This window comes from Streptomyces sp. H27-H5 (assembly GCF_026627505.1).
Classification (GTDB): domain Bacteria; phylum Actinomycetota; class Actinomycetes; order Streptomycetales; family Streptomycetaceae; genus Streptomyces.
In genome coordinates, this window is sequence record NZ_JAPNLK010000121.1 from 1 (window position 1) to 19,336 (window position 19,336).

General features: G+C 71.1%; 18 protein-coding genes. 7 read left to right on the forward strand and 11 right to left on the reverse strand.

Annotation, left to right across the window (positions count from 1 at the left end; translation table 11 throughout):
- From OTB19_RS36760 to OTB19_RS36770, 3 genes are all read right to left on the reverse strand, one after another.
- The coding region (locus OTB19_RS36760) for a biotin carboxylase N-terminal domain-containing protein (protein WP_267803127.1) at positions 1 to 160 on the reverse strand (160 nt) is incomplete at its 3' end.
- A 244-nt stretch (positions 161 to 404) separates the two neighbouring features.
- Positions 405 to 1,346, reverse strand: a complete 942-nt coding sequence (locus OTB19_RS36765; RefSeq protein ID WP_267803107.1) for an NAD-dependent epimerase/dehydratase family protein — start codon at positions 1,344 to 1,346, stop codon at positions 405 to 407.
- Between the two features lie 22 nt (positions 1,347 to 1,368).
- Entirely contained in the window at positions 1,369 to 2,427 is a 1,059-nt protein-coding gene (locus tag OTB19_RS36770; protein ID WP_267803108.1) for a ScbA/BarX family gamma-butyrolactone biosynthesis protein, read from the reverse strand.
- 545 nt (positions 2,428 to 2,972) lie between these two features.
- On the opposite strand from OTB19_RS36770, the gene OTB19_RS36775 reads away from it, so the two are divergent.
- The gene (locus tag OTB19_RS36775) at positions 2,973 to 3,755 is read left to right on the forward strand and encodes a response regulator transcription factor (protein WP_267803109.1); all 783 of its coding nucleotides are present in this window, start codon (positions 2,973 to 2,975) and stop codon (positions 3,753 to 3,755) included.
- A gap of 153 nt (positions 3,756 to 3,908) precedes the next feature.
- Complete coding sequence (locus tag OTB19_RS36780; RefSeq protein WP_267803110.1) at positions 3,909 to 4,559, forward strand: ScbR family autoregulator-binding transcription factor; 651 nt, start codon at positions 3,909 to 3,911, stop codon at positions 4,557 to 4,559.
- On the opposite strand, the gene OTB19_RS36785 is transcribed toward OTB19_RS36780, so the two are convergent.
- Positions 4,550 to 5,230, reverse strand: a complete 681-nt coding sequence (locus OTB19_RS36785) for a TetR/AcrR family transcriptional regulator (protein ID WP_267803112.1) — start codon at positions 5,228 to 5,230, stop codon at positions 4,550 to 4,552. The genes OTB19_RS36780 and OTB19_RS36785 overlap by 10 nt on opposite strands.
- A 285-nt stretch (positions 5,231 to 5,515) precedes the next feature.
- Here OTB19_RS36785 and OTB19_RS36790 point away from each other — a divergent pair, with 285 nt between their 5' ends.
- Positions 5,516 to 6,649 carry a sensor histidine kinase gene (locus OTB19_RS36790; RefSeq protein ID WP_267803114.1) on the forward strand — a complete coding sequence of 378 codons (1,134 nt, stop codon included), beginning with the start codon at positions 5,516 to 5,518 and terminating at the stop codon, positions 6,647 to 6,649.
- Between the two features lie 308 nt (positions 6,650 to 6,957).
- On the opposite strand, the gene OTB19_RS36795 is transcribed toward OTB19_RS36790, so the two are convergent.
- From OTB19_RS36795 to OTB19_RS36805, 3 genes are read right to left on the reverse strand one after another with little or no spacing between them, the layout of a single operon-like run.
- Entirely contained in the window at positions 6,958 to 7,635 is a 678-nt protein-coding gene (locus OTB19_RS36795; RefSeq protein ID WP_267803115.1) for an SGNH/GDSL hydrolase family protein, read from the reverse strand.
- Between the two features lie 38 nt (positions 7,636 to 7,673).
- Positions 7,674 to 8,414 (reverse strand): MerR family transcriptional regulator, encoded by a 741-nt coding sequence (locus OTB19_RS36800; protein ID WP_420716987.1) that lies wholly within the window; start codon positions 8,412 to 8,414, stop codon positions 7,674 to 7,676.
- Positions 8,411 to 9,136, reverse strand: a complete 726-nt coding sequence (locus tag OTB19_RS36805) for an AfsR/SARP family transcriptional regulator (protein ID WP_267803116.1) — start codon at positions 9,134 to 9,136, stop codon at positions 8,411 to 8,413. The genes OTB19_RS36800 and OTB19_RS36805 overlap by 4 nt, the downstream gene beginning before the upstream one ends.
- Before the next feature lie 371 nt (positions 9,137 to 9,507).
- Here OTB19_RS36805 and OTB19_RS36810 point away from each other — a divergent pair, with 371 nt between their 5' ends.
- Positions 9,508 to 10,185 carry a TetR/AcrR family transcriptional regulator gene (locus OTB19_RS36810; RefSeq protein ID WP_267803117.1) on the forward strand — a complete coding sequence of 226 codons (678 nt, stop codon included), beginning with the start codon at positions 9,508 to 9,510 and terminating at the stop codon, positions 10,183 to 10,185.
- Between the two features lie 101 nt (positions 10,186 to 10,286).
- On the opposite strand, the gene OTB19_RS36815 is transcribed toward OTB19_RS36810, so the two are convergent.
- On the reverse strand, positions 10,287 to 11,741 hold the full coding sequence (locus OTB19_RS36815; RefSeq protein ID WP_267803118.1) for an MFS transporter: 1,455 nt from the start codon (positions 11,739 to 11,741) through the stop codon (positions 10,287 to 10,289).
- A gap of 136 nt (positions 11,742 to 11,877) precedes the next feature.
- Positions 11,878 to 13,413, reverse strand: coding sequence for a flavin-containing monooxygenase (locus tag OTB19_RS36820; RefSeq protein ID WP_267803119.1), 1,536 nt, complete (start codon positions 13,411 to 13,413; stop codon positions 11,878 to 11,880).
- 171 nt (positions 13,414 to 13,584) lie between these two features.
- Here OTB19_RS36820 and OTB19_RS36825 point away from each other — a divergent pair, with 171 nt between their 5' ends.
- From OTB19_RS36825 to OTB19_RS36835, 3 genes are read left to right on the forward strand one after another with little or no spacing between them, the layout of a single operon-like run.
- The gene (locus tag OTB19_RS36825; protein WP_267803120.1) at positions 13,585 to 15,132 is read left to right on the forward strand and encodes a flavin-containing monooxygenase; all 1,548 of its coding nucleotides are present in this window, start codon (positions 13,585 to 13,587) and stop codon (positions 15,130 to 15,132) included.
- Positions 15,129 to 15,992 (forward strand): SDR family NAD(P)-dependent oxidoreductase, encoded by an 864-nt coding sequence (locus OTB19_RS36830; protein ID WP_267803122.1) that lies wholly within the window; start codon positions 15,129 to 15,131, stop codon positions 15,990 to 15,992. Before OTB19_RS36825 ends, OTB19_RS36830 begins: the two co-directional genes overlap by 4 nt.
- Positions 15,989 to 16,930 carry an alpha/beta hydrolase fold domain-containing protein gene (locus OTB19_RS36835; protein ID WP_267803124.1) on the forward strand — a complete coding sequence of 314 codons (942 nt, stop codon included), beginning with the start codon at positions 15,989 to 15,991 and terminating at the stop codon, positions 16,928 to 16,930. Before OTB19_RS36830 ends, OTB19_RS36835 begins: the two co-directional genes overlap by 4 nt.
- 61 nt (positions 16,931 to 16,991) lie before the next feature.
- Here the strand turns inward: OTB19_RS36835 and OTB19_RS36840 are convergent, their stop codons facing one another.
- Both OTB19_RS36840 and OTB19_RS36845 read right to left on the reverse strand, forming a co-directional pair.
- Complete coding sequence (locus tag OTB19_RS36840; protein WP_267803125.1) at positions 16,992 to 18,521, reverse strand: hypothetical protein; 1,530 nt, start codon at positions 18,519 to 18,521, stop codon at positions 16,992 to 16,994.
- A 56-nt stretch (positions 18,522 to 18,577) separates the two neighbouring features.
- A complete protein-coding gene (locus OTB19_RS36845) occupies positions 18,578 to 19,069 on the reverse strand; it encodes an SRPBCC family protein (RefSeq protein WP_267803126.1) in 492 nt (163 codons plus the stop codon).
- Between the last annotated feature and the right edge of the window lie 267 nt (positions 19,070 to 19,336).

Genomic DNA, 19,336 nt, shown 5'->3' on the forward strand with positions numbered 1-19,336 from the left:
TGTCACCACCCAACGCGAAAGCCTCATCCGCCGCACGCACATGCAGAGCGTCCCGATCCGGATCCGCGTAAACAGCCACACTCCCGATCCCCGCATCCCGGCAAGCCCGAGCAACGCGGACAGCGATTTCACCACGATTGGCGATGAGCACCTTGCGCACGATGAACGTCTCCTGACTCATTCGGAGTCACCAGACTGTGCGGTGTTCGGCCATTTGTTCAATGAGCCCGTTTACAGGACTGCGTCAGAATCGCCAAGACGCATACATCCGTGAGGCGCCTGTGTCGGAATTTGGGAAAGAAACGTCCAGGTGTGCGTCAAACCGGTCGGACGAGGATGCGAACACGTGCATCGTGTGCGGGTGCGGCAGCACGAGGCCGCCGCACCCGCGGGGCGATATCCGGTCAGGCTGCCCGGACCAGTTCCCGGTACCACTCCCCCGTCGCGGGAAACTCCTCCTCGAATCCCGGACCGGGCACCCTGCGGAGATCGGTCCACAAGGGTGCGCTGTCGAACCAGTGGCTGGTGGCCAGCATGTCGATCGCCTTCGTCGCGTACGCGTCCCCCGCCATGAGGGCGCGTGCTTCGTCGACCGTCGGGCCTCCCCTCGTGGGGGGCAGCCCGGCGCAGCGGGCCACGGCGGCCAGCAGCGCCGCCGCGGTGACGGGGCGGGGGTGGGCAGCGTGGTAGACGGACGCGGTCAGGCTCGTGGCCGGTGCGCGTGCGACCCCCACCAGCAGGGTGGCCAGTTCGGTCGCGGAGACCATCGACATGCGCGCGTTCCAGTCCGGCACGCCGCCGGGCAACGCGCCCAGGAGCCGGGCCAGGCCCGGCACGACCCAGCGGTCTCCCCGGCCGTACACGAGGTGGGGGCGCAGTACGATCCCGCCGGCGTCCAGCACCGTGTCCTCCGCCGCCGCCCGGGTTCGGGAGGTGGGCGAGGACGGGCGGCGGGTGAGCCGCTCCGGACGGGCACGGTGGTAGGTGCCCCGCCCGTAGACGGACGCGGTGCCGAGGTACACGATGCGGGACACTCCCGCACGCCGGGCCTCGGCGACCAGGGCGGCGGTGCCCCGGGCGTTGACGGCCTCGTTGTCCTCGGCCGTCCCGCCGATGCGGGAGGCGCAGTGCAGCAGTACGTCGGTTCCCTCGCACACTCCCCGCAGCGAGCGCGGGTCGGCGAGGTCGGCCCGTACGACACGTACGGGGCCGGCGGAGGAGGGGGCGGATGCCGAGGGCGGGCGGTGGTGGGTCATCACCGTCAGTGCCGCGCCGTGCCGGGCGGCTTCACGTGCGACATGGCTTCCGACGAAGCCGGCCGAACCAGTGATCATGATCGTGAGCACGCGGACTCCCGTCAGGATGGGATCAACCGTTGCGGGGACTGAGCACCAGGTCGGCGGCGAAGACGGTCTGGTCGTCCTGGAAACCGCAGACCTGTACGAGGATGTGGCCGGCGGCGTCGACGAGACCGGGGTGGGCCACTATGCGGCAGGGCCTGTCGAGTTCGGCGTAGCGGGCGAAGGTGCTGTCGAGGCTGATGACGAGGGCGTCGGGCAGGCCGGTGGAGGCGTGTGCGGCCTGCCGGGCCGCCTCCAGGAGCACCATGCCCGGGACGTGGTCGACCGGGTGGTCGAAGAAGATCGGGTGCGTGCTGTCGACGCGCAACTCCCACTGGTGGTCCCGCTCGGCCGTCGGGTCCTCGGTGAGGACCACGTGCGTGGGGGCGGTGCGGCCGACCAGGGCCGGGTCGATCGGGCGGCCGGGTACCCGGTCCGTGCTGGTGGGGCGGTCGCCTCGCAGTCTTCGGTGCACGGCCGGGCTGGTGCAGCTGAACGCCGCGCCCGCGGTGGCCAGCGGCACGCCGTCGACCAGGGCGGTGACGTCGTACCGCATCCCGGAGAGGACCCTGCCCCGGCGGACCACGTCGTGGCACACGGTGCGCAGTTCCACCTCGGCGGGGGCGGGGCCGGCGACGAGGAGATCCTTGGTGGTGGCGAACGACATGTCCCACATCAGGAACTGATGACCGAAGGGGACGTCGAACTCGGCGTGCGAGAGCAGGGCGCCGATCTGGCGTACGGACTCGATCAGCAGCATCGGGTCCTGGTAGCCCCCGGTCTGGGAGAACAGCGAGTGTCCCCGCGGCCATTGGGACCGGACGACGAAGGCGTCGGGCCCGTCGGGAACGCTCTCGATGCCGGGTCGCGGGCCCGAGCGGTGGGCGGGCGAGGCATCGGCGACCGGCTCCCAGCCGGTGAGCAGGACCTCGGAGACGGCGGCGCGGTGGACGTACTCACGCGGAACGGTCGTGGTGAGACCGGCGTGCCCGGTGGTGGTGCGAGGTTGCGGGACTGCGGTGCGAGGCTGCGGAACTAAGGCGCTGTTCCGAACGGGCTCGCGGGTCGTGGACGCAAGAGACGGCATGCGTAGCACTCCTGATCTGATGCTGGGCAGGGGTCGGCGAGCCAAACACCAGCAGCCACCCCCCGTGGCTGACGCTCTGTTGCGGCCTCAAGATACAGACAGGTCGGTTCGGTAGGTCAAGTAAAGGCTTGGTTTGCAAACCGCCCAGAACCCGTGCAGTGCACACCTTCTTCACCCGCTCACCCCCAGACTCTCGCAGAGCATTCCGGACGGAGGCGGATACGTCCTGACGTGCGCGTTTCGGCCACACCACGACCAGCCACCCGGCTGGAAACGCGAGCGGCCCGACCTCGTTAAACATACAAAGCTGCTCGATTTCCGCGGGGTTACGGGAAGGTGCACCGGAGGCCCGAATCACCCTCGAAGACCCCGAGGACCTGCTGATATCAGTCAAAGCCCGTCCATCGAGCGTCATATGACGAGTCGTCAGCGATGACATCGGCGCGTGCGAGGCACGTTGACAATCAGACAAGTCTGTTTGGTATCTTCGACAAACGCGAGCATTCAGCAGGCCGTGATGCGACGCCGTGCCTCAGGAGGAACAGATGAACCGGCAGGCCTTAGAGCTACTCGAACCCCGCACAGAGCGGCATCACCCCTTGACCCACCAGCCGCACCGCACCGCACCCGTTCCGCAGGCCGCCCCGACCACCGCCGAGCGCGCCCCACTGCGCCTCCTGGTCGTCGAGAACGAGCCGCGCGCCGCCGACGCGCTCGTCCAGGGCCTGCTCAGGCAGGGGTACCTGGCCGAGAGCGTGGCCACGGGCGGGGAGGCCCTGCAGTCGCACCCGAAGGTCGACCTGGTCCTGCTCGACCTCGACCTGCCGGACCTGGACGGCCTGGAGGTCTGCCGGGGCATCCGGGCCGTCAGCGACACGCCGATCATCGCCGTCACCGCCCGCGGCAGCGAGCTGGACCGGGTGTTGGGCCTCCAGGCCGGCTCCGACGACTACATGGTCAAGCCATACGGATTCCGCGAACTCCTGGCCCGCATCGAGGCGGTGATGCGGCGGGCCCGGCCCCGTCAGAGCGCCGCCCGGGCCATCGACCACGGCCCCCTGCACATCGACGCGACGACCCGCGAGACCACCCTGCACGGGCGCCCGGTGGACCTCACGCTCAAGGAGTTCGACCTGCTGCACGCGCTGGCCTCACAGCCCGGCGCCGTGCTCTCGCGGCGCCAGCTGATGACCCAGGTGTGGGAAGACGCCTGGTCGCACCGGGGTCGCACCATCGACACGCACGTCAGCAGCCTTCGCGGCAAGCTCGGTTCGAGCAACTGGATCATCACGGTCCGCGGAGTCGGCTTCCGCCTCGGGCACCCCTGACACGTCCGGACGGCCCCGGCCGGGCCTCCCTGGAGGCGCCTCGCCCGGGAGAGCCGTTCCGGTTCGCCGGCGCCCGATGCTCCCGCCTCGCCCGTCTGGCAATAGGATGCAGACAAGTCGGTTTCGATATCCAGGCGAGTGCGAGGGTCCGGGATGGGACAGCAGGAACGCGGAACGCGGTCGCGGCGCTCGATTCTCGAGGCTGCGGCGCGGGTCTTCGACGTACGCGGATTCGACGCCGCGAGCACCAACGAGATCCTGTCGAGCACCGGGCTGACCAGAGGGGCGCTCTATCACCACTTCCCCTCGAAGGAGGCCATCGCCGTCGCCCTGATGGCCGCGCACAGCGAGGCCCTGGTGGTGCCGGAGCAACCGGTGAAGTTGCAGGCCATCATCGATCTGACGCTGGAGTTCGCCTGCCGGCTACAGCGTGACCCGGTGCTGCGCGCCAGCGTGCGGCTGGCGGTGGAGCAGACCTCCTTCCCCCGCCCTCCGATCACCCCCTACGAGCAGTCGAGCGCGGCCATCCTCGGCCTGCTCGAACAGGCCCGGGACCAGGGCGAGACGCTGCCGGGGCTGAACCTGCCGGAGGCGACGGACATCATCGTCGGGACGTTCACCGGCATGCAGGTGATGTCGCAGGTGTACACCGACCGACGCGATCTGATCGAACGCGTCAGCACGCTGTGGCGGTTCCTGCTGCCCGGCATCGCCGGCGCGGGCATGATCGGCATGCTGCGCGTCACTCCGCCGCCGACCGCCGGATCCGATCCGGCGAGCCCGCGGATCCCCGCTCAGTCCTGACCCGTGCCGTCCGCGCCATCGGTGCCGTCCGCCCGGGCGGTACCGTCCGCGCGGACGGAAGCGGAACCGGAAGCGTCCGTCTCAGCGGTGCCGACCGCCTCCCCGAACAGGGGGAGCACCATGGCCCAGATCCGCCGCGCCGTCCGCGGGTCCCACCACCGGACATCGGTGTAACCCAGGGACTCCAGCCCGGCGGTCACCACGACGGCGAGGTCCGCGAGGTCTTCCGGACGGGTGTCGGACGGGCCGCGCGCACCGGTCTCCCCGCCGTGACGGGCCCCCTCGGCCACCTTCGCGTGCACCCGGTCCAGCAGCTCGTCGCGCAACCACGGCGGCTCCTCGGAGCCTTCGGCGCTCAACCGCATGCCCGCGCGCACCAACCGGTCCTCGCTCATCGCCGTGCCGAGGGCCGCGCTGAACCGGGCCGGGGCGCCGGCGGCGGAACCCTCGAAACTGTCCTCCGCCAGGGCGGCCGTCCGCGAATGCGCCTGTGCGTACACCTCGGCCACCAACTCCGCGGTGGAGGAGAAGTGGTGGTACAGCGCGCCCCGGCTCACCCCGGCGATGCGACAGATGTTCACCAGACCGGCGTCGGCGAGCCGGCCGTTCGCGATGAGCTCCGTCGCCGCCCGGACGAGGGCCTGGCGGGTCAGCTCTGACCGCTTCTGCATCGCGCTGTGCCTGCCTCTTCCTCGACATGACCATTCATGGGGGTTGGAGCGCACGGACCGGCGTCACCACCCAAGCGGAACAATACAACCCTGCCTGTTTCGACTGACACCCCCTAGGCGAATCATCCGCCCCACTCCACCAAGAATGCGTCAGTTTTAGAGCACAGAAGCCGACTTGACGGATTTCCCCGCCGCGACTTGCATCTTGTGAGGCCTTGACAATCAGACAGGTCTGTTTGTTATCTTCGGGCCGTCGTCAGCGGCCCCGAACGTCGAGGAGTTCCGATGCACAGCTCGACCGCCACCCTCGCGGGAAGCGGCTTCAGCGAGGCCCTGAACGAAGGACTGCTGCGCGCCGCACCGCGTCTGTACCGCCCGCGCACCGCACCGGTGGGCACGGGCTTACGTCGACTCCCGGCCACGCCGGTCGCACCGGCGGGGACCACGGCCCCGGTACTGGCGAGCTGGGAGACGGAGGCCGTCCTGGAACGGTTCGCGACCCGGCTGCCCTCCGTACTGACTCCCGCAGAGGCGGAGCTGCCCGAACTGCGGGCCACGTTGGAGTCGTTCGCCCGGACCGTCCTGTCGCGCGCCGGTAATCCGGACCTCCCGCGGAGCGCCGAGGAGGCCGTCCCGCCCGCTGCCGCCGCGCACCGCCTCGTCGGCGCCGCCTCGTTGCTCCTGGAGTGCGCCCTGCTGCACGTCATGGAGCACGGAGCGGCCCACACCGGCACCGGACTGCTGCGCGCGGTGGCCGTCGTACGGAGCCTCGGCGAGGCCATGTCCGGCGCGGGCACGGACTTCTGGCAGGGCGACGGGGGCCGGAGCGACAGCCGCCGGCTGGCCCGGCAGTTGCACGACGAACTCGGCGGCGCACTCGCCGCGGCCCGCCGCAGCGTCACCCTGGCCGCGCGCGAGCCGGAGGCCGCCGCGTCCCATCTGGCCGCCGCAGGACAGGCGCTGGACGAGGCCGGGCAGGAGAACCGGGCGCTGGTCGACGGGCTGCGCAGGCGTGCGCGACTGCCCTCGCTCCGCGAGGCCCTCGACTCCTTCCTCGCGGGCGCCCGGCCCGCGGCGAGCGTGAGCGTGCGGGTGACGGGCGACGAGACGCTGCTGCCCGAGCGGTTCCGACAGGAGCTGTTCCTGGTTCTGCGCGAGGCGCTGCGCAATGCCTTCGCGCACGCCGCCGCCGATCGTGTCGAGGTGGGCGTGCGCACCACGCGCCGCTGGCTGTACGCCAAGGTGGAGGACTTCGGCCCCGGTCCGGGGGTCGAGGTGCCGGCCGCGCCCGGTCCGGCGTACGGACTGTGCTCGATGACCGAGCGCGTGGAGGAGCTGGGCGGCCGGCTGCGGATCTCCCCGGGTGAACAGGGAGGCACGCTCGTGGAGATCCATCTGCCGCTGGCCCCGCGCACCTGACACCTGTCGTCGGGGTTCGTCCGGCCCTCGGTGTCCGGTGCCGTGTGTCGCGAGGCGGGCTCCTTCGCGGCACTCCCCCGGTTCCCGCCCGGACCACCGGACGGGACCCGGGAGGGCGCGAGGGCGCGCGAGACCGGCCGCGGGGGTCGGCCGGTCCGCGCGCCGGCCGCCGACCGGGTCGAGTCTCCGGTCAGGTCGAGGCGCCCGTCATCGAGACGCCCGTCATCGGGGCTCGGGCTGCGGGTGGGCGCTGCGGCGGGATCTCGGCGCCGCGCTCCCCGGGGGAATCCCCCGGGTCGGTCGTCGCCTCAGGCGCGCGTGGTCCGGCTGAGGACGTGGCTCAGGCCCTTGACCATCTCCGTCGCCATCACCGCCTGTCCCGAGGTCGAGAAGTGGATGCGGTCCTCGCTCAGCAGGTCGTCCCGGTCGTTGACGGGGTGGTGCCACATGTCGACGACGACGGCCTCGTACTCGGCGGCCAGGCCGCGGGTGACGTCGTTGATCCTGGCGACCCGCTCGCTCCAGTCGGGGAAGACCGGGATCACGTACGCCCTGCCCAGCGTGAACGTCGTCAGCTGGGCACCGGTCCCCGACGCCAGCTCGTACATGCGGCGCAGCTTCCGCTCGATCTCGGCGAAGTCCGGGGTGCGTCGCACGAGGTCGTTCGCACCGCAGGGCAGGTGCAGCAGGTCGGGTGCGAACTCGATCGCGTGCTCGATCTGCTTTTCGAGGGTCTGCGACGTCGTCGCTCCGTCCTCGGCGGTGTTCAGGTACGCCAGGTCCGGGCGCACCCGGCGCAGGACGTCGGCGAGCCGGTCGGACCAGCCCTTGTCCACATAGCCGGGGCTGGCATCGCCGGTGCCCGCCGACAGGCTGTCCCCGATCACCGCGAAGCGGTGCCACGGGGCGTCGAAGAGCAGCGCCGCGGCGTCCAGCGGCTGCAGGCAGAAGGGGTCGGACTCCTCAGTGAGGCGCGTCGAAGTCATGAGAAAAGAGTACGGTCGATCGTATGTAGAAGCAAGGGTCAGCTCTCTCCCCGGCCGGCTCCCTCCCCGCCCGCCGTGCGGAGCCGGCGGTCCAGGGCCATGGAGAACTCGGCCTCGACCACGCGCTCGGCCAGCGGACGCAGGCGCTCCGCGTCCGCGTCCGTGACGTGCGCCCGGACGGTCGTCGCGAAGATGTCGGCCAGCGCCTCCGCGTGGCGGCGGACCCGGGTCGCGGACTCCAGGACCGCCGCCAGCGGAACCCCCTCGCGGACCAGGGAGACCGAGACGTCGAGCAGCCGGCGGCTGACGTGCACGAGGGCGTCGCCGTCGGTGCGGATGTAGCCGAGGTCGAGGGCGGCGGCGAGGTTCGCCGGGGTGACCTGCCCCTCGAAGTGGTCGGCCAGTTCCTCCGGCGCGAGACGGACCGGATCCTCCTCGGCCGGCCGGTCCAGCCCGAGGAGTTCGCCGACGTCACGCCCCGACTCGAAGGCCTCGGTCAGATCGACGATGGTGCTCAGGGTGTGGCCCCGCTCCAGGAGCCCGATCACGGTGCGCAGCCGGGCCAGGTGGTGATCGTCGTACCAGGCGATCCGCCCCTCGCGCCGGGGCGGCGGGAGCAACTTGCGCTCGCGGTAGAAGCGCAGGGTGCGCACGGTGATCCCCGCTTTTCCGGCCAGTTCCTCCGCGCGGTACTCGGCGGGGGCGGCCGCCCGGTCGGAGGCGACGGCCGGGCGGTCGTCGTCGCGGCGGCCGCGCCGGGCCCGGGGGTGATCCGCTATGACCGCGCGCCGATCATGATCCGTTCCCGTTGACGCTGCCGTCCGCCCGAGATCGGTGTGAAGCGGGTGGCGGGATCGGAGGTGGCCCGGAGTTCGGTGCCGGGCCTGATGCCCAGTTCCCGACTCAGTACGGTCTCCGCGTTGTTGTAGGCCTCGGTCGCCTCGGCGTGGCGTCCCATCCGCTGGAGCGCGATGATGTGTCGGGCGCGCATGGACTCGTTCAGCGGGTCCTCGGAGATGAACTTCCTGGCGTTCAGCACCACCTTCTGGTTGTGGTCGAGGGTCAGCCAGGCGTCGATGAGCGTTTCCCGTGCCGCCGCCCGCCAGCGGTGGAGTTCGTCGGCCGCCGTGGCGACCAGCGGCCCTTCGAGGGCGTCGATCAGGGCGTCCCCCTGCCACAACGAGAGGGCGTCCTCCAGGATGGTCGCCACGACCGAGGGAGTGCCCGGCGCGAGGTTCAGTGCGCGCTCCACCAGTCGCACGAACCGGTGGGCGTCCACCGCGTCCCGGTCGATGTTGAGCCGGTAGCCGGAATTGACCGTCTCCAGCAGGTCGGCGTTCCCGCCGTGTCGTTGCAGCCAGCGACGCAGCCGGGCGACATGGGCGTGCACCGCGTTGACGGCGTCGCCCGCCGTCCGGATCAGGTCCAATTCCTCGATCAGTTCGTCACGGCGGACCTCGTTCTCGGCGCGGAGCGCGAGAACGGCCAGAATGCTTCTCAACTTCGCGCCACTCAACATGATTTCAGTGTTCTTGAGCTCGATCCGCTGCGGCCCCAGAATATGTATTCCAGCGACGGTCACTGTTCTTCTCCCCCTGTTGTAAGAGATCAGAGACACATGCGGGCACCGTCGAGGCCGCCCGAATGCTTGACGCTTTTTGTCCGGAATCGCCAAGAAGACGACCGAGGGAGATCCTATTGGTGCTCAAGTTGCATATGCAGCCGCACGTTCGAGCAGGGGCCTACTCGGCGTGCGCCCCCTCGTTCGAGTAGGGGCCCTACTCACCCGCGCCCCGATCGACCCGACCCGCTCGACCGGCGCACGACGCACGAACCGGCACATCGGCCGGCAAATGCTGTACGATCGACCGTATGGGTAGTGCTACAGAGCCGGTCACCTCGCCTTCGAGTGGCCCCGGGTCGTCTGCGCTCCTGCCCCGGGAGCAGACCGAGGTCACGGACAAGCGCCTCCTGCGGGGCGCCCGTACACGCAAGATCGTGCTCCGCCAGGCTGTCGACGTCGCCTCGCTGGAGGGTCTCGGGAGTGTCAGTTTCGGCCGTCTCGCGCTCGACACGGGGCTGAGCAAAGCGGGCATCCAGACCCTGTTCAAGACAAAGGAAATCCTGCAGCTCTCGGCCGTCGAGTTCGCGCGCGGGCTTTTCATCGACGCCGTCATCCGGCCGGCGAAGTCGGCGCCCCATGGCGTCGCCCGGCTCCGCGCCCTGCTCGACCATTGGATCGTCTACGCGGAGACCCCGCTTTTCGCCGGCGGATGCTTCCGGGCCGCGAACCTCGCGGAGTTCGACAGCCGCCCCGGGCCGGTCCGTGACGCGCTCTTCCACGATCAGCGGGAATGGCGCGAAGTCATCGCGGTCGAATTGCGCCACGCGGTGGAATCGGGTGAGATCGCGGAACTCGACATCGAACTCGCCGTCTTCCAGATCGACGCCCTGCTGTGTGCCGCGAACACCGCGTTCCAGACCGGTGACGCGGAGGCGGTGGGTAAGGCCCGCCGCATCATCGAGGGTCTGCTCGTCCCTCCGCGCTGACACGTTCCTCCGCCCCTCGGGGCGCACGACACACGCCGATGCGGCGGACCGACCGGTCCGCCGCATCGGCGTCGTCGCGTTCCCCTCCGACGGACGAGGTGTCAGCCGCCGGCCTGCGCCTTCTTGTTCGGCAGCAGGAAGACCAGGACGGCCGCCAGGACGGCGATGGCGAACGTGGTCAGGGAGGACATGGCGAACGCGTGCCCCGCGGCCTCCACACGTCCGTCGGTCTCGGGACGGAACGAGTTGAAGAAGATGGCTCCGATGACGGCGACGCCCAGCGCGCCACCGATCTGCTGGGCGGTCGACAGGACCCCGGACGCCATGCCCACGGTCTCGGGGGCGATCCTGCTCAGGACCGTGTTCAGCAGCGGCGTGATGAGCAGTCCGCCGCCGACGCTCTGCAGCATCAGGGTGGGGATGATCAGCCCCGGGGTCAGCCTCGGCCCGGAGAGCAGGACGATCGCGGTCGCCAGGTACCCGGACGCGAGGACGACCGCCCCGATCTCCAGGACGCGCCGGCCGTACTTCGGCACGAGTCGGCCGGCGATCTTGCTGAAGACGAAGAAGGTCACCGCGGCCGGGGTGTAGACCAGCCCCGCGCCGAGCGCGGACATGCCGAGCCCTTCCTGCATCGCGATGGACAGCGCGAGGTAGTAGGAGGTCAGCAGCGCGTACACGGCCAGGACCAGGACGATTCCGAGCGAGAACGAGCGCTGCGCGAACAGGCTCAGCCTCATCAGGGGGTCCCCGCCGCGCTTGTCGACGGCGCGTTCCAGCGTGACGAACAGGCCGAAGGCCACGACACTGGCGACGAAGCAGGCCCAGGTCCACCACGGCCAACCCGCCTCACGTCCCTGGATGAGCGGGAACGTGAGCAGCAGCAGGGCGGCGCTCAGCGCGAGGACGCCGGGGATGTCCAGCTTGCGGGTGCCCGCCGCGCGGGACTCCGGCACGTACTTCACCGCGCAGAGGATCGTGACGATGCCGATCGGCACGTTGACCCAGAACACCGACCGCCAGCCGGTCCCGAACAGGTCGGCGCCGATCAGCAGACCGCCGACGAGCTGCCCGCTCATGGTCGCCAGGCCGATCACGATGCCCAGGGTGCCGAAGACCCGGTGTCGCGCCTTCTCCGCGACGACGAGCGTGATGACCGCGAAGACCTGGGGCACCATCAGTGCCGCGCCCAGGCCCTGGACGATGCGGGCCCCGATGAGCGTGCCGGGGTCCTGCGCCATGGCGCAGGCCAGCGAGGCCAGGGTGAAGACCGCGGTGCCGGTGATGAAGATCCGCTTGCGTCCGTAGAGGTCGGCGAGCCGGCCGCCCGTGATCATCAGTACCGCGTAGCTGAGCTGGTAGCCCGCGAGGATCCACTGCAACTGGCCGACGGAGGCGCCCAGATCGGCCTGGATCGCGGGGCCCGCCACCACGACGATGAACGAGTCGAGGATCGCCATGAACATGCCGACCATGACGACGGACACGGCGGGCCACGGCACCGCCGGAACGGCCTCCGGCTCCACCGCGACGGCTTCTGTCTTGGCATTCGTCACGAATGCATCCCCTTCTCGTCTTTCCACTCCGCGCTGGACATGACGGCCCGGCGGGACGCGGTCGAGACTGCCCGGGCCGATACCTGTGAGATGAGTGTACGCACGACCGTATGCTTACTTCAATCCGTACCGCGGATCACGCCGCGTCGGTGGGGTTCGGGACGGAGGCGAGCCGGCGGCCGGCGGGGCGGCCCGTCAGCGTGAACGCCCGGGGATCCGGCCGTCGGGTGGCGCGCCAGTACGAGGTGCCGGTCCCGGGCCACGACTGCCGGTTGAGCCCCGTGTGGTCCAGGAACCAGCTGTGGCAGCCGCCCGTGTTCCACACGGAACCGGCGAGCTTGCCGTGCAGCCGGGCGTTGAACGCGCGCTGGACGTCCGCGCGCACCTCCATCCGGGTGGACCGCCGCGTCCTCATCAGGCGCAGGCACTCCACGACGTAGTGCAGCTGTGCCTCGATGACGAACAGGATCGACTGGGCGCCGCCGCCCGAGTTGGGACCCATCAGCATGAACATGTTGGGGAACCCCGACACCGTCGTGCCCAGGTGCGCGGTCATGCCGTCCCGCCACGCCTCCTGGATGGTGACGCCGTCGCGGCCGACGATGTGCTCCGTGGCGCAACGGTTGTCCGTGGCGAATCCCGTGCCCAGGATCACCACGTCGGCCTCGTGCAGTTCCCCGTCCGCCGTCCGGATCCCGGTCTCGGTGAACTCCGCTATCGCAGAGGTGACCAGGTCCACGTCGGGGCGTTGCAGGGCCGGGTAGTAGTCGTTCGTGAGCAGGATGCGCTTGCACCCGATGGTGTAGTCGGGCGTCAGCTTCGCCCGCAGTTCCGGGTCCGGCACCTGCTTCCTCAGCATGCGCAGCGACGCCGCCTCCAGCACCTTGAGGAACTTCGGGTTCAGGAACGCGAGCACGGGGAGCTCGTGCGTCCAGTAGGCCGTGAGCCGGTACAACTGCTGCACGAACGGCAGGGACTTGAACAGCCTGTGTTCCAGGGCCTTCAGCGGCCGGTCGGCCTTCGGCAGCACCCAGTGCGCGCTGCGCTGGAAGACGTCGACGTGCGCGGCGGTGCCGGCGATCTCCGGGATGAACTGGGCGGCGCTCGACCCGGTGCCGACGACCGCGACGCGCTTGCCCGACAGGTCGACCGAGTGGTCCCACTGCGCCGAGTGGAACAGCGTGCCCTTGAACCGGCCCATGCCCGGCAGGTCGGGGATGTTGGGCTGGTGCAGCGATCCGTGGGCCAGGACGACGACGCGCGGCCGGTACTCGCGGCCCGACCGGGTCCGTACGGACCACCGGTCGCTCACCTCGTCGAACTCGTAGGAGACCGCCTCGGTGTTGAACCTGATGTGCGATTCGAGGGCGTGGTCTTTGACGACGCGCTTGATGTAGTCGAGGATCTCCGGCTGCGAGGCGTACATCCGGCTCCACGCGCGGTTGGGGGCGAAGGAGTACGAGTACATGACGCTCGCGACGTCGCAGGCGCAGCCGGGGTAGGTGTTCTCCCGCCACGTGCCGCCCACGTCGTCGGCCTTCTCCAGCACCACGAAGTCGGAGTGCCCGGCCGCGAGCAGTTTCATCGCCATGCCGAGGCCGGCGAACCCGGTTCCCACGATCAGCACGTCCGGCGTTTCGACTGCCTCTGATGTCGCCGGTGTGGAAGCCATCAGGCGTCTCCTTACCTGCTCGATTGCCAAGAGCGGACGATTCATCCTCCGGAACGGCTCTGACACCGTTCTGCCCTGCGCACCGAGCCGGTTCAGAGGCCCGTCAGATGCCATCTGGGACCATCCGGGTCCATCGTTCGGGACGGGTGTGACGGGAGATCTGATCCCCCCTTGAGTCCTACAAACCAGAACAAGACGACAGACGCCGCGCCCACGGCGTCCGGGCGGGCCGGTCCCCCGGTCGCACCGGGCCGGCGCACGCAGATCCTCGTGATCGGCGGGGGGCTCGCGGGGCTCGCCGCCGCGATCCGTTTCCGACGCGAGGGGTGGCACGACTTCCTGGTCCTCGAACGGGGCGACGACGTCGGCGGCACGTGGCGTGACAACACCTACCCCGGTGCGGCGTGCGACGTGCCGTCGCACCTCTACTCGTACTCCTTCGCCCTGAACCCCGGCTGGAGCCGGTCGTTCTCCACCCAGCCGGAGATCCAGGCGTACATCACCCGGGTGTCGAGGCGGTACCGCGTCCGGGACCGGCACGTCTTCGGGTGCGAGGTGCTCGCCGCGCGCTGGGTGGAGGACTCCGCCCGGTGGGAGGTCGAGACCTCCCGGGGGCTGTTCGTCGCGGACGTCCTGGTGGGCGCGTTCGGCGCACTGTGCGAACCGTCGCTGCCGGACATACCGGGGATCGACACCTTCGCCGGGAAGATCTTCCACTCGGCGCGGTGGGACCACGGCAGCGCCCTGGAGGGCCTGAAGGTCGCGGTCGTCGGAACGGGCGCGTCGGCCGTCCAGATCGTCCCCGCGATCGCCCCCCGGGTCGCCGAACTCCAGGTGTACCAGCGCACCGCACCGTGGGTGCTGCCCCGCATGGACCGCCCGTACTCCGCGCTCGAACGCCTCGCGTGCCGGTACGTGCCCTTCTACCAGCGGGTCGTGCGCGGCGGCATCTACTGGGCGCACGAGGCGCAGGCCGTCGCCCTGGCGAAGCGGCCCGCGCTGATGCGGCCCGTCGGGGCGTTCGCCCGGGCCAAGTTGCGGCGCGAGGTGCCGGACCCGGCCCTGCGGCGCCGGCTCACGCCCGACTACCGCGCCGGGTGCAAGCGCATCCTGCTCTCCAACACCTACTACCCGACCTTCCGGCAGGACCACGTCTCGCTCGTCACCGAGGGCATCGCGGAGATCCGCGAGAAGTCCGTGGTCACCGCGGACGGAACGGTCCGCGAGGTGGACGCCCTGGTCCTGGCCACCGGGTTCCGGGTGACCGACTCCCCCACCTACCGCAGGATCCGCGGCAAGGACGGCCGCAGCCTCGGCGAGGTCTTCGACACCGTGGGTCGGCAGTGCTACAAGGGCACGGCGATCGCGAACTTCCCCAACATGTTCCTGCTGGTCGGCCCCAACACCGGCCTCGGCCACAACTCGATGATCTTCATGATCGAGTCCCAGGTGAACTACCTGGTCGATGCCCTCGCGACCATGCGGCGACGGCGCGTCCGCTCGCTGGAGGTCCGCGCCGAGGCGCAGGAGGACTTCTCCCGGATGCTGCGCCACCGACTGTCCCGGACCGTCTGGAACACCGGTGGCTGCGCCAGTTGGTACCTGGACAAGCACGGCGACAACACCACGATGTGGCCCGGCTTCTCGTACGAATTCCGGCGGATCACGCGGAAGTTCGACATCGACGCCTACCACGTCACGACCCGAGGACCACAATGACCAGGAAAGCGGAAGCCGCCGGCTTCGCAGGGAAAGTCGTCGTCATCACCGGTGCGGGATCGGGGATCGGTCGCGCGCTCGCGCTGCGCCTCGCCGACCTCGGCGCCGATCTCGCACTCTGCGACATCGACGTCGACGGCGCCGAGGCGACCGCGGTGCGGTGCGAGGCCAAGGGTGTCGGGGTCAAGGTCGACCGGCTCGACGTGACCGAGAGGGAGGCCGTCCTGGCGTACGCGGACGAGGTCCGCGCGCACTTCGGCCGGGTCAACCAGATGTACAACAACGCGGGCATCGCCTTCTACGGCGAGGTGGCGCGGGAGTCGTTCAAGGACATCGAACGCGTTCTGGACGTGAACTTCTGGGGCGTGGTGAACATGACCAAGGCCTTCCTGCCCCATCTGATCGAGTCCGGCGACGGCCACGTCGTCAACGTCTCCAGCCTCTTCGGGCTGATCACCTATCCGGGGCAGAGCGCCTACAACGCCTCCAAGTTCGCGGTGCGCGGGTTCACCGAGTGCCTGCGCCAGGAGATGCTGCTGGCCCGGCATCCGGTCCGGGTGACCTGTGTGCACCCCGGCGGCATCAAGACCGCCGTCGCGCGCAACGCCACGGCCGCGGCGGGACTGGACGCGGCCGGCATCGCGCGCGCCTTCGACCGGCGGCTGGCGTTGCACAGCCCGGAGATGGCCGCCGACACCATCGTCGAGGGCGTCGCGCGGGGGCGGGCGCGCGTCCTGGTGGGCGCGGAGGCCAAGGCCCTCGACCTGCTGGGCCGCGTCAGTCCGACGGGCTCCCAACGGTTCGGGACCTGGATGTCCCGCCTCATCAGGATCGCCCCGCGGCCCGGGAGCACGTCGTGAGGTCGCTGCCGACCCTGCCACTGCCGCTCGCGCGGGTACTGCTGCACCCCGGCTTCCGGCTCGCCTTCCACCACCGGCTGCCGTACGCGGCGCAGCGCGCGCTGCTGAACGGCTTCGCGCGGCTGCAACCGCTGCCGCCGGACACCTCCGTACAGGCCCTCCACCTGGGCGGGCGGCCCGCCGAACGGGTCACCGTCGGGCCGACGTCCGGGACCGGGGCCGTGCTGTACCTGCACGGCGGCGGACACACGGTGGGCTCGCCCGCCACCCACCGCTCGCTGGCCGCGCACCTGGCCCGCGAGATCCGGCGGCCCGTCTACCTGCCGGACTACCGCCTGGCGCCCGAGCACCCCTGCCCGGCGTCCACGCAGGACGCGCTCGCCGCGTTCGACGCGCTGACGACCTCGGAGGGCCACGCCCCCGACACGATCGTCCTGGCCGGCGACTCGGCGGGCGGGGCCGTGGCTCTGGCGGCGGCCCAACTGCTCGCCTCCGACCCGGGGTGCCGGCCGGCGGCCCTCGTCCTGGTCTCCCCCTGGGCGAACCCGAACCTGGTGGCCGACCGGAGCCGCGATCTCGTGATCAACCGCCGGTGGGCGCTCGCCTGCGCCGCCGCCTACCTGGGTACCGGCGATCCGGCGGACCCCCGGTACGCCCCCCTGCTCGGTCCGATGGCGGGGCTGCCGCCGACCTACCTCCACACCAACACCCGCGAACTCCTGTACTCCCAGTGCCTCGACCTCGCCGTGGCCCTGCGGCGCGCGGACGTGCGGCTGCGCTACGCGGAGAGCGCCGTCCTGTGGCACGCGGCGCAGGCGCAGGCGGGGCTGGTCGCGGAGGCGGCCGCGTCGCTGCGCGACATCGGCGACTTCCTGACGGCGAACTGGGCGCGCGGGCAGGCGGAGGCCGCCGGTCGCGATGCGGTGCGCTCCTCCTGAAACGCGGGTGGGCCCCGCCCCTCGGCCGCCATCCGGTCGAGGGGGGGGGCCCGCCCGCGTCTCAGGGTCCCGCCGGTGCCAGGCCGAGCTTCTGCGCCCACAGCACGGCGAGTTGCGAGGCCATGCCCGCCGCGGCGTCGCCGCGGAAGGTTCGGCGCGCGGGCGGCGCGGGCGCCGGTTCGGGGGGCGACGGGAGCCGGTCGAGCAGGATGCCGCCGCGCGGGGTGCACCAGCCGAACGCGGCGGTGTCCACCCATCGGCGGGCGCCGGCGGCGCCGCGGACCTCCAGTTGCAGCCGGCCCCGCAGGCCGACCGGCAGCCGCGTCCCGTCCGTGTCGTCGATGATCCGGGCTCCGGTCGCGGCGCCGCCCGGGGCGTCGGGCAGCGTCCCCAGCAGTGCGGCGAGCGCGCCGGGCGCGCGCACCGCACGCGCCGGCGGAGCGAAGGGGATCGAGCCGACCGCGGCGGACGGGTCGGCGACGGCCGCGGCGAGCAGGTCGCCGTAGTGGCGGGCGAGCAGGCGCACCGTGGCCTCGTCGAAGAGTTCCTCGGCGTAGCGCAGGACGAGGTCCGTCGCGGTCACGTCGAGGGACATGTCGCACGGGACGGGCCTCGGGCCGCCGTGCGCGAGCAGCGGGGTGACCTCGGTGACAGCGACACCCGGCAGGGTCAGGGGCGCCGGTTCGCCGACCACCCGGAAGGAGAACCGGGTCGGGGACGCCGGCGCGCCGTCCGGGTCGGGTCCCGGCCGGGCGGCCTCGCGCACGACGAGCGCGTCGAAGGGCTCGCCGGGACGGTAGGCGCGGCGCAGCAACGCGACCGGGTCGGCCGGGCGGCGGCCCGCGCGCTCCGTCGGCGTCGGATCGACGGCGCCGTGGTGCGCCATGAGGACGGTGACCTCCGGAGCCCCGGACCAGCGGGCGAGCAGCACCTCCAGTCCGGCGAGCAGGACGACGAACCGGGGCACCCGGCACCGCCGCGCGAGGGCTTCGACGCCCGCGAGCACCGCCGGGTCCCACCGGTGGCGCACCACGGCGGCGGTGAAACGATCCGCCGCGGGACGCGGGAGGGGTGGTACCTCCGGAGTCACGCGGCGCCGGGCCGCCCGGCCGCGCGGGCGCGCCGGAGCGGACGGGGGCGCCGCGTGCGCCTCGCGCGCGTACAGCGCGCCCAGTTCGCGGCGGAACACGCCCTCGGCCCAACCGTCCCAGGGGCCGCGGCCGGCGGAGACGACGAGGACGTGGTCCCGCGTCCCGAGCCGGAACAGTTCGACGCGCGGGCGCGGCGGGGCCGACGGATCGGTCCCGGTGGCCGCGCGTGCAGCCGACGGGTCCGGGCGGGCGGCCGCGCGCGCGGCCAACAGGTCGCGGAGCGCGGACAGGTCCGGTACGTCGACGACGGTCGGGGGCTCGGACGCCTCCTCCCCCGCCCGGGGGGTGAGCGCGCCGAGGGCCCGCCCCAACGCGTCGGTGTCCAGCGCGTGGTCGAGCCGCCAGGCCCGGGCGAGCACGTCGGGCGCGTGGGGCGGTGGCGGCTGCGTCACCGGGCGGAGCGGTGCCCGGCTCCCGGGGGTCGGGGCGGGTTCGACCACGTGACGCTCCCTTCCCTCCGGCCTCGGGCCGGGGCGGGGCCGTGCGGCCGTCGCCACTACTTCGGGAGGTCGGCGGCCCCGCGTCCGGTGTCGGCGCGCACCACCTCGTAGTACTCGGCGACCCGCTTGGAGATGTTCGCCGCGGTGTTCCGGGCGGCGGTGGCCACGAAGGGCTCCAGCGTCTTCTCGATCGCCCTGCCGGCGATTCCACCGGGCAGCCGGAACTCGATGCGGAATTCCACCGTGCTGTGGGTCGCGTCGACGGCGGCGAAATCGAAAGTCGTGTTCGAGTCCATGCCGGACACCGACGTGTAGGCGATCCGGACGTCCTTCTCCCATTCGACGGTCTCGATGGTCGATTTCAGGGTGGACGGGCCCATCTTCGAAATCGCCTCGTAGATCGATCCGGGGCCGTGGTCGAGGGCGCCGACCGGCTTGTAACTCGTCATCCCGTGCCAGTATTCGGTCACGTTCCGGTAGTCGTCCAGATAGGCGAAGGTGACGTCGAGCGGGGCATTGCAGGTCGCGACGAAACGGACTTCGGTCACAGCGGGATCCGTTCTGTGCTCGGTTACGGCAGCTGTAGATAGATCTGCTGATGCTCGTCGGTGCTGGTCAGCGGCTTGATGGGGGTGGCTGCGGGCATGAGGGCGGCCGCCTTGATCATGATGTGGTATGACGCAACATAAGAACGAGACGGCCGCTTCGGCCACGGTAGACCACGAAGGCCACGACATGGCGTTCGGGGGCCTGTTGGCCTCGATGGCTGGCTGCTTCGCCCGCTCCGAGACCCGGGAGACGTTCGCACGGATGAC

What these genes read in the sequence shown, in the direction of transcription:
- OTB19_RS36830 (WP_267803122.1), top strand. Translation starts at nt 15,129, where the DNA reads ATGACCAGGAAAGCGGAAGCCGCCGGCTTCGCAGGGAAAGTCGTCGTC.
- OTB19_RS36820 (WP_267803119.1), bottom strand. Translation starts at nt 13,413, where the DNA reads ATGGCTTCCACACCGGCGACATCAGAGGCAGTCGAAACGCCGGACGTG.
- OTB19_RS36775 (WP_267803109.1), top strand. Translation starts at nt 2,973, where the DNA reads ATGAACCGGCAGGCCTTAGAGCTACTCGAACCCCGCACAGAGCGGCAT.
- OTB19_RS36790 (WP_267803114.1), top strand. Translation starts at nt 5,516, where the DNA reads ATGCACAGCTCGACCGCCACCCTCGCGGGAAGCGGCTTCAGCGAGGCC.
- OTB19_RS36780 (WP_267803110.1), top strand. Translation starts at nt 3,909, where the DNA reads ATGGGACAGCAGGAACGCGGAACGCGGTCGCGGCGCTCGATTCTCGAG.
- OTB19_RS36785 (WP_267803112.1), bottom strand. Translation starts at nt 5,230, where the DNA reads ATGCAGAAGCGGTCAGAGCTGACCCGCCAGGCCCTCGTCCGGGCGGCG.
- OTB19_RS36795 (WP_267803115.1), bottom strand. Translation starts at nt 7,635, where the DNA reads ATGACTTCGACGCGCCTCACTGAGGAGTCCGACCCCTTCTGCCTGCAG.
- OTB19_RS36770 (WP_267803108.1), bottom strand. Translation starts at nt 2,427, where the DNA reads ATGCCGTCTCTTGCGTCCACGACCCGCGAGCCCGTTCGGAACAGCGCC.
- OTB19_RS36810 (WP_267803117.1), top strand. Translation starts at nt 9,508, where the DNA reads ATGGGTAGTGCTACAGAGCCGGTCACCTCGCCTTCGAGTGGCCCCGGG.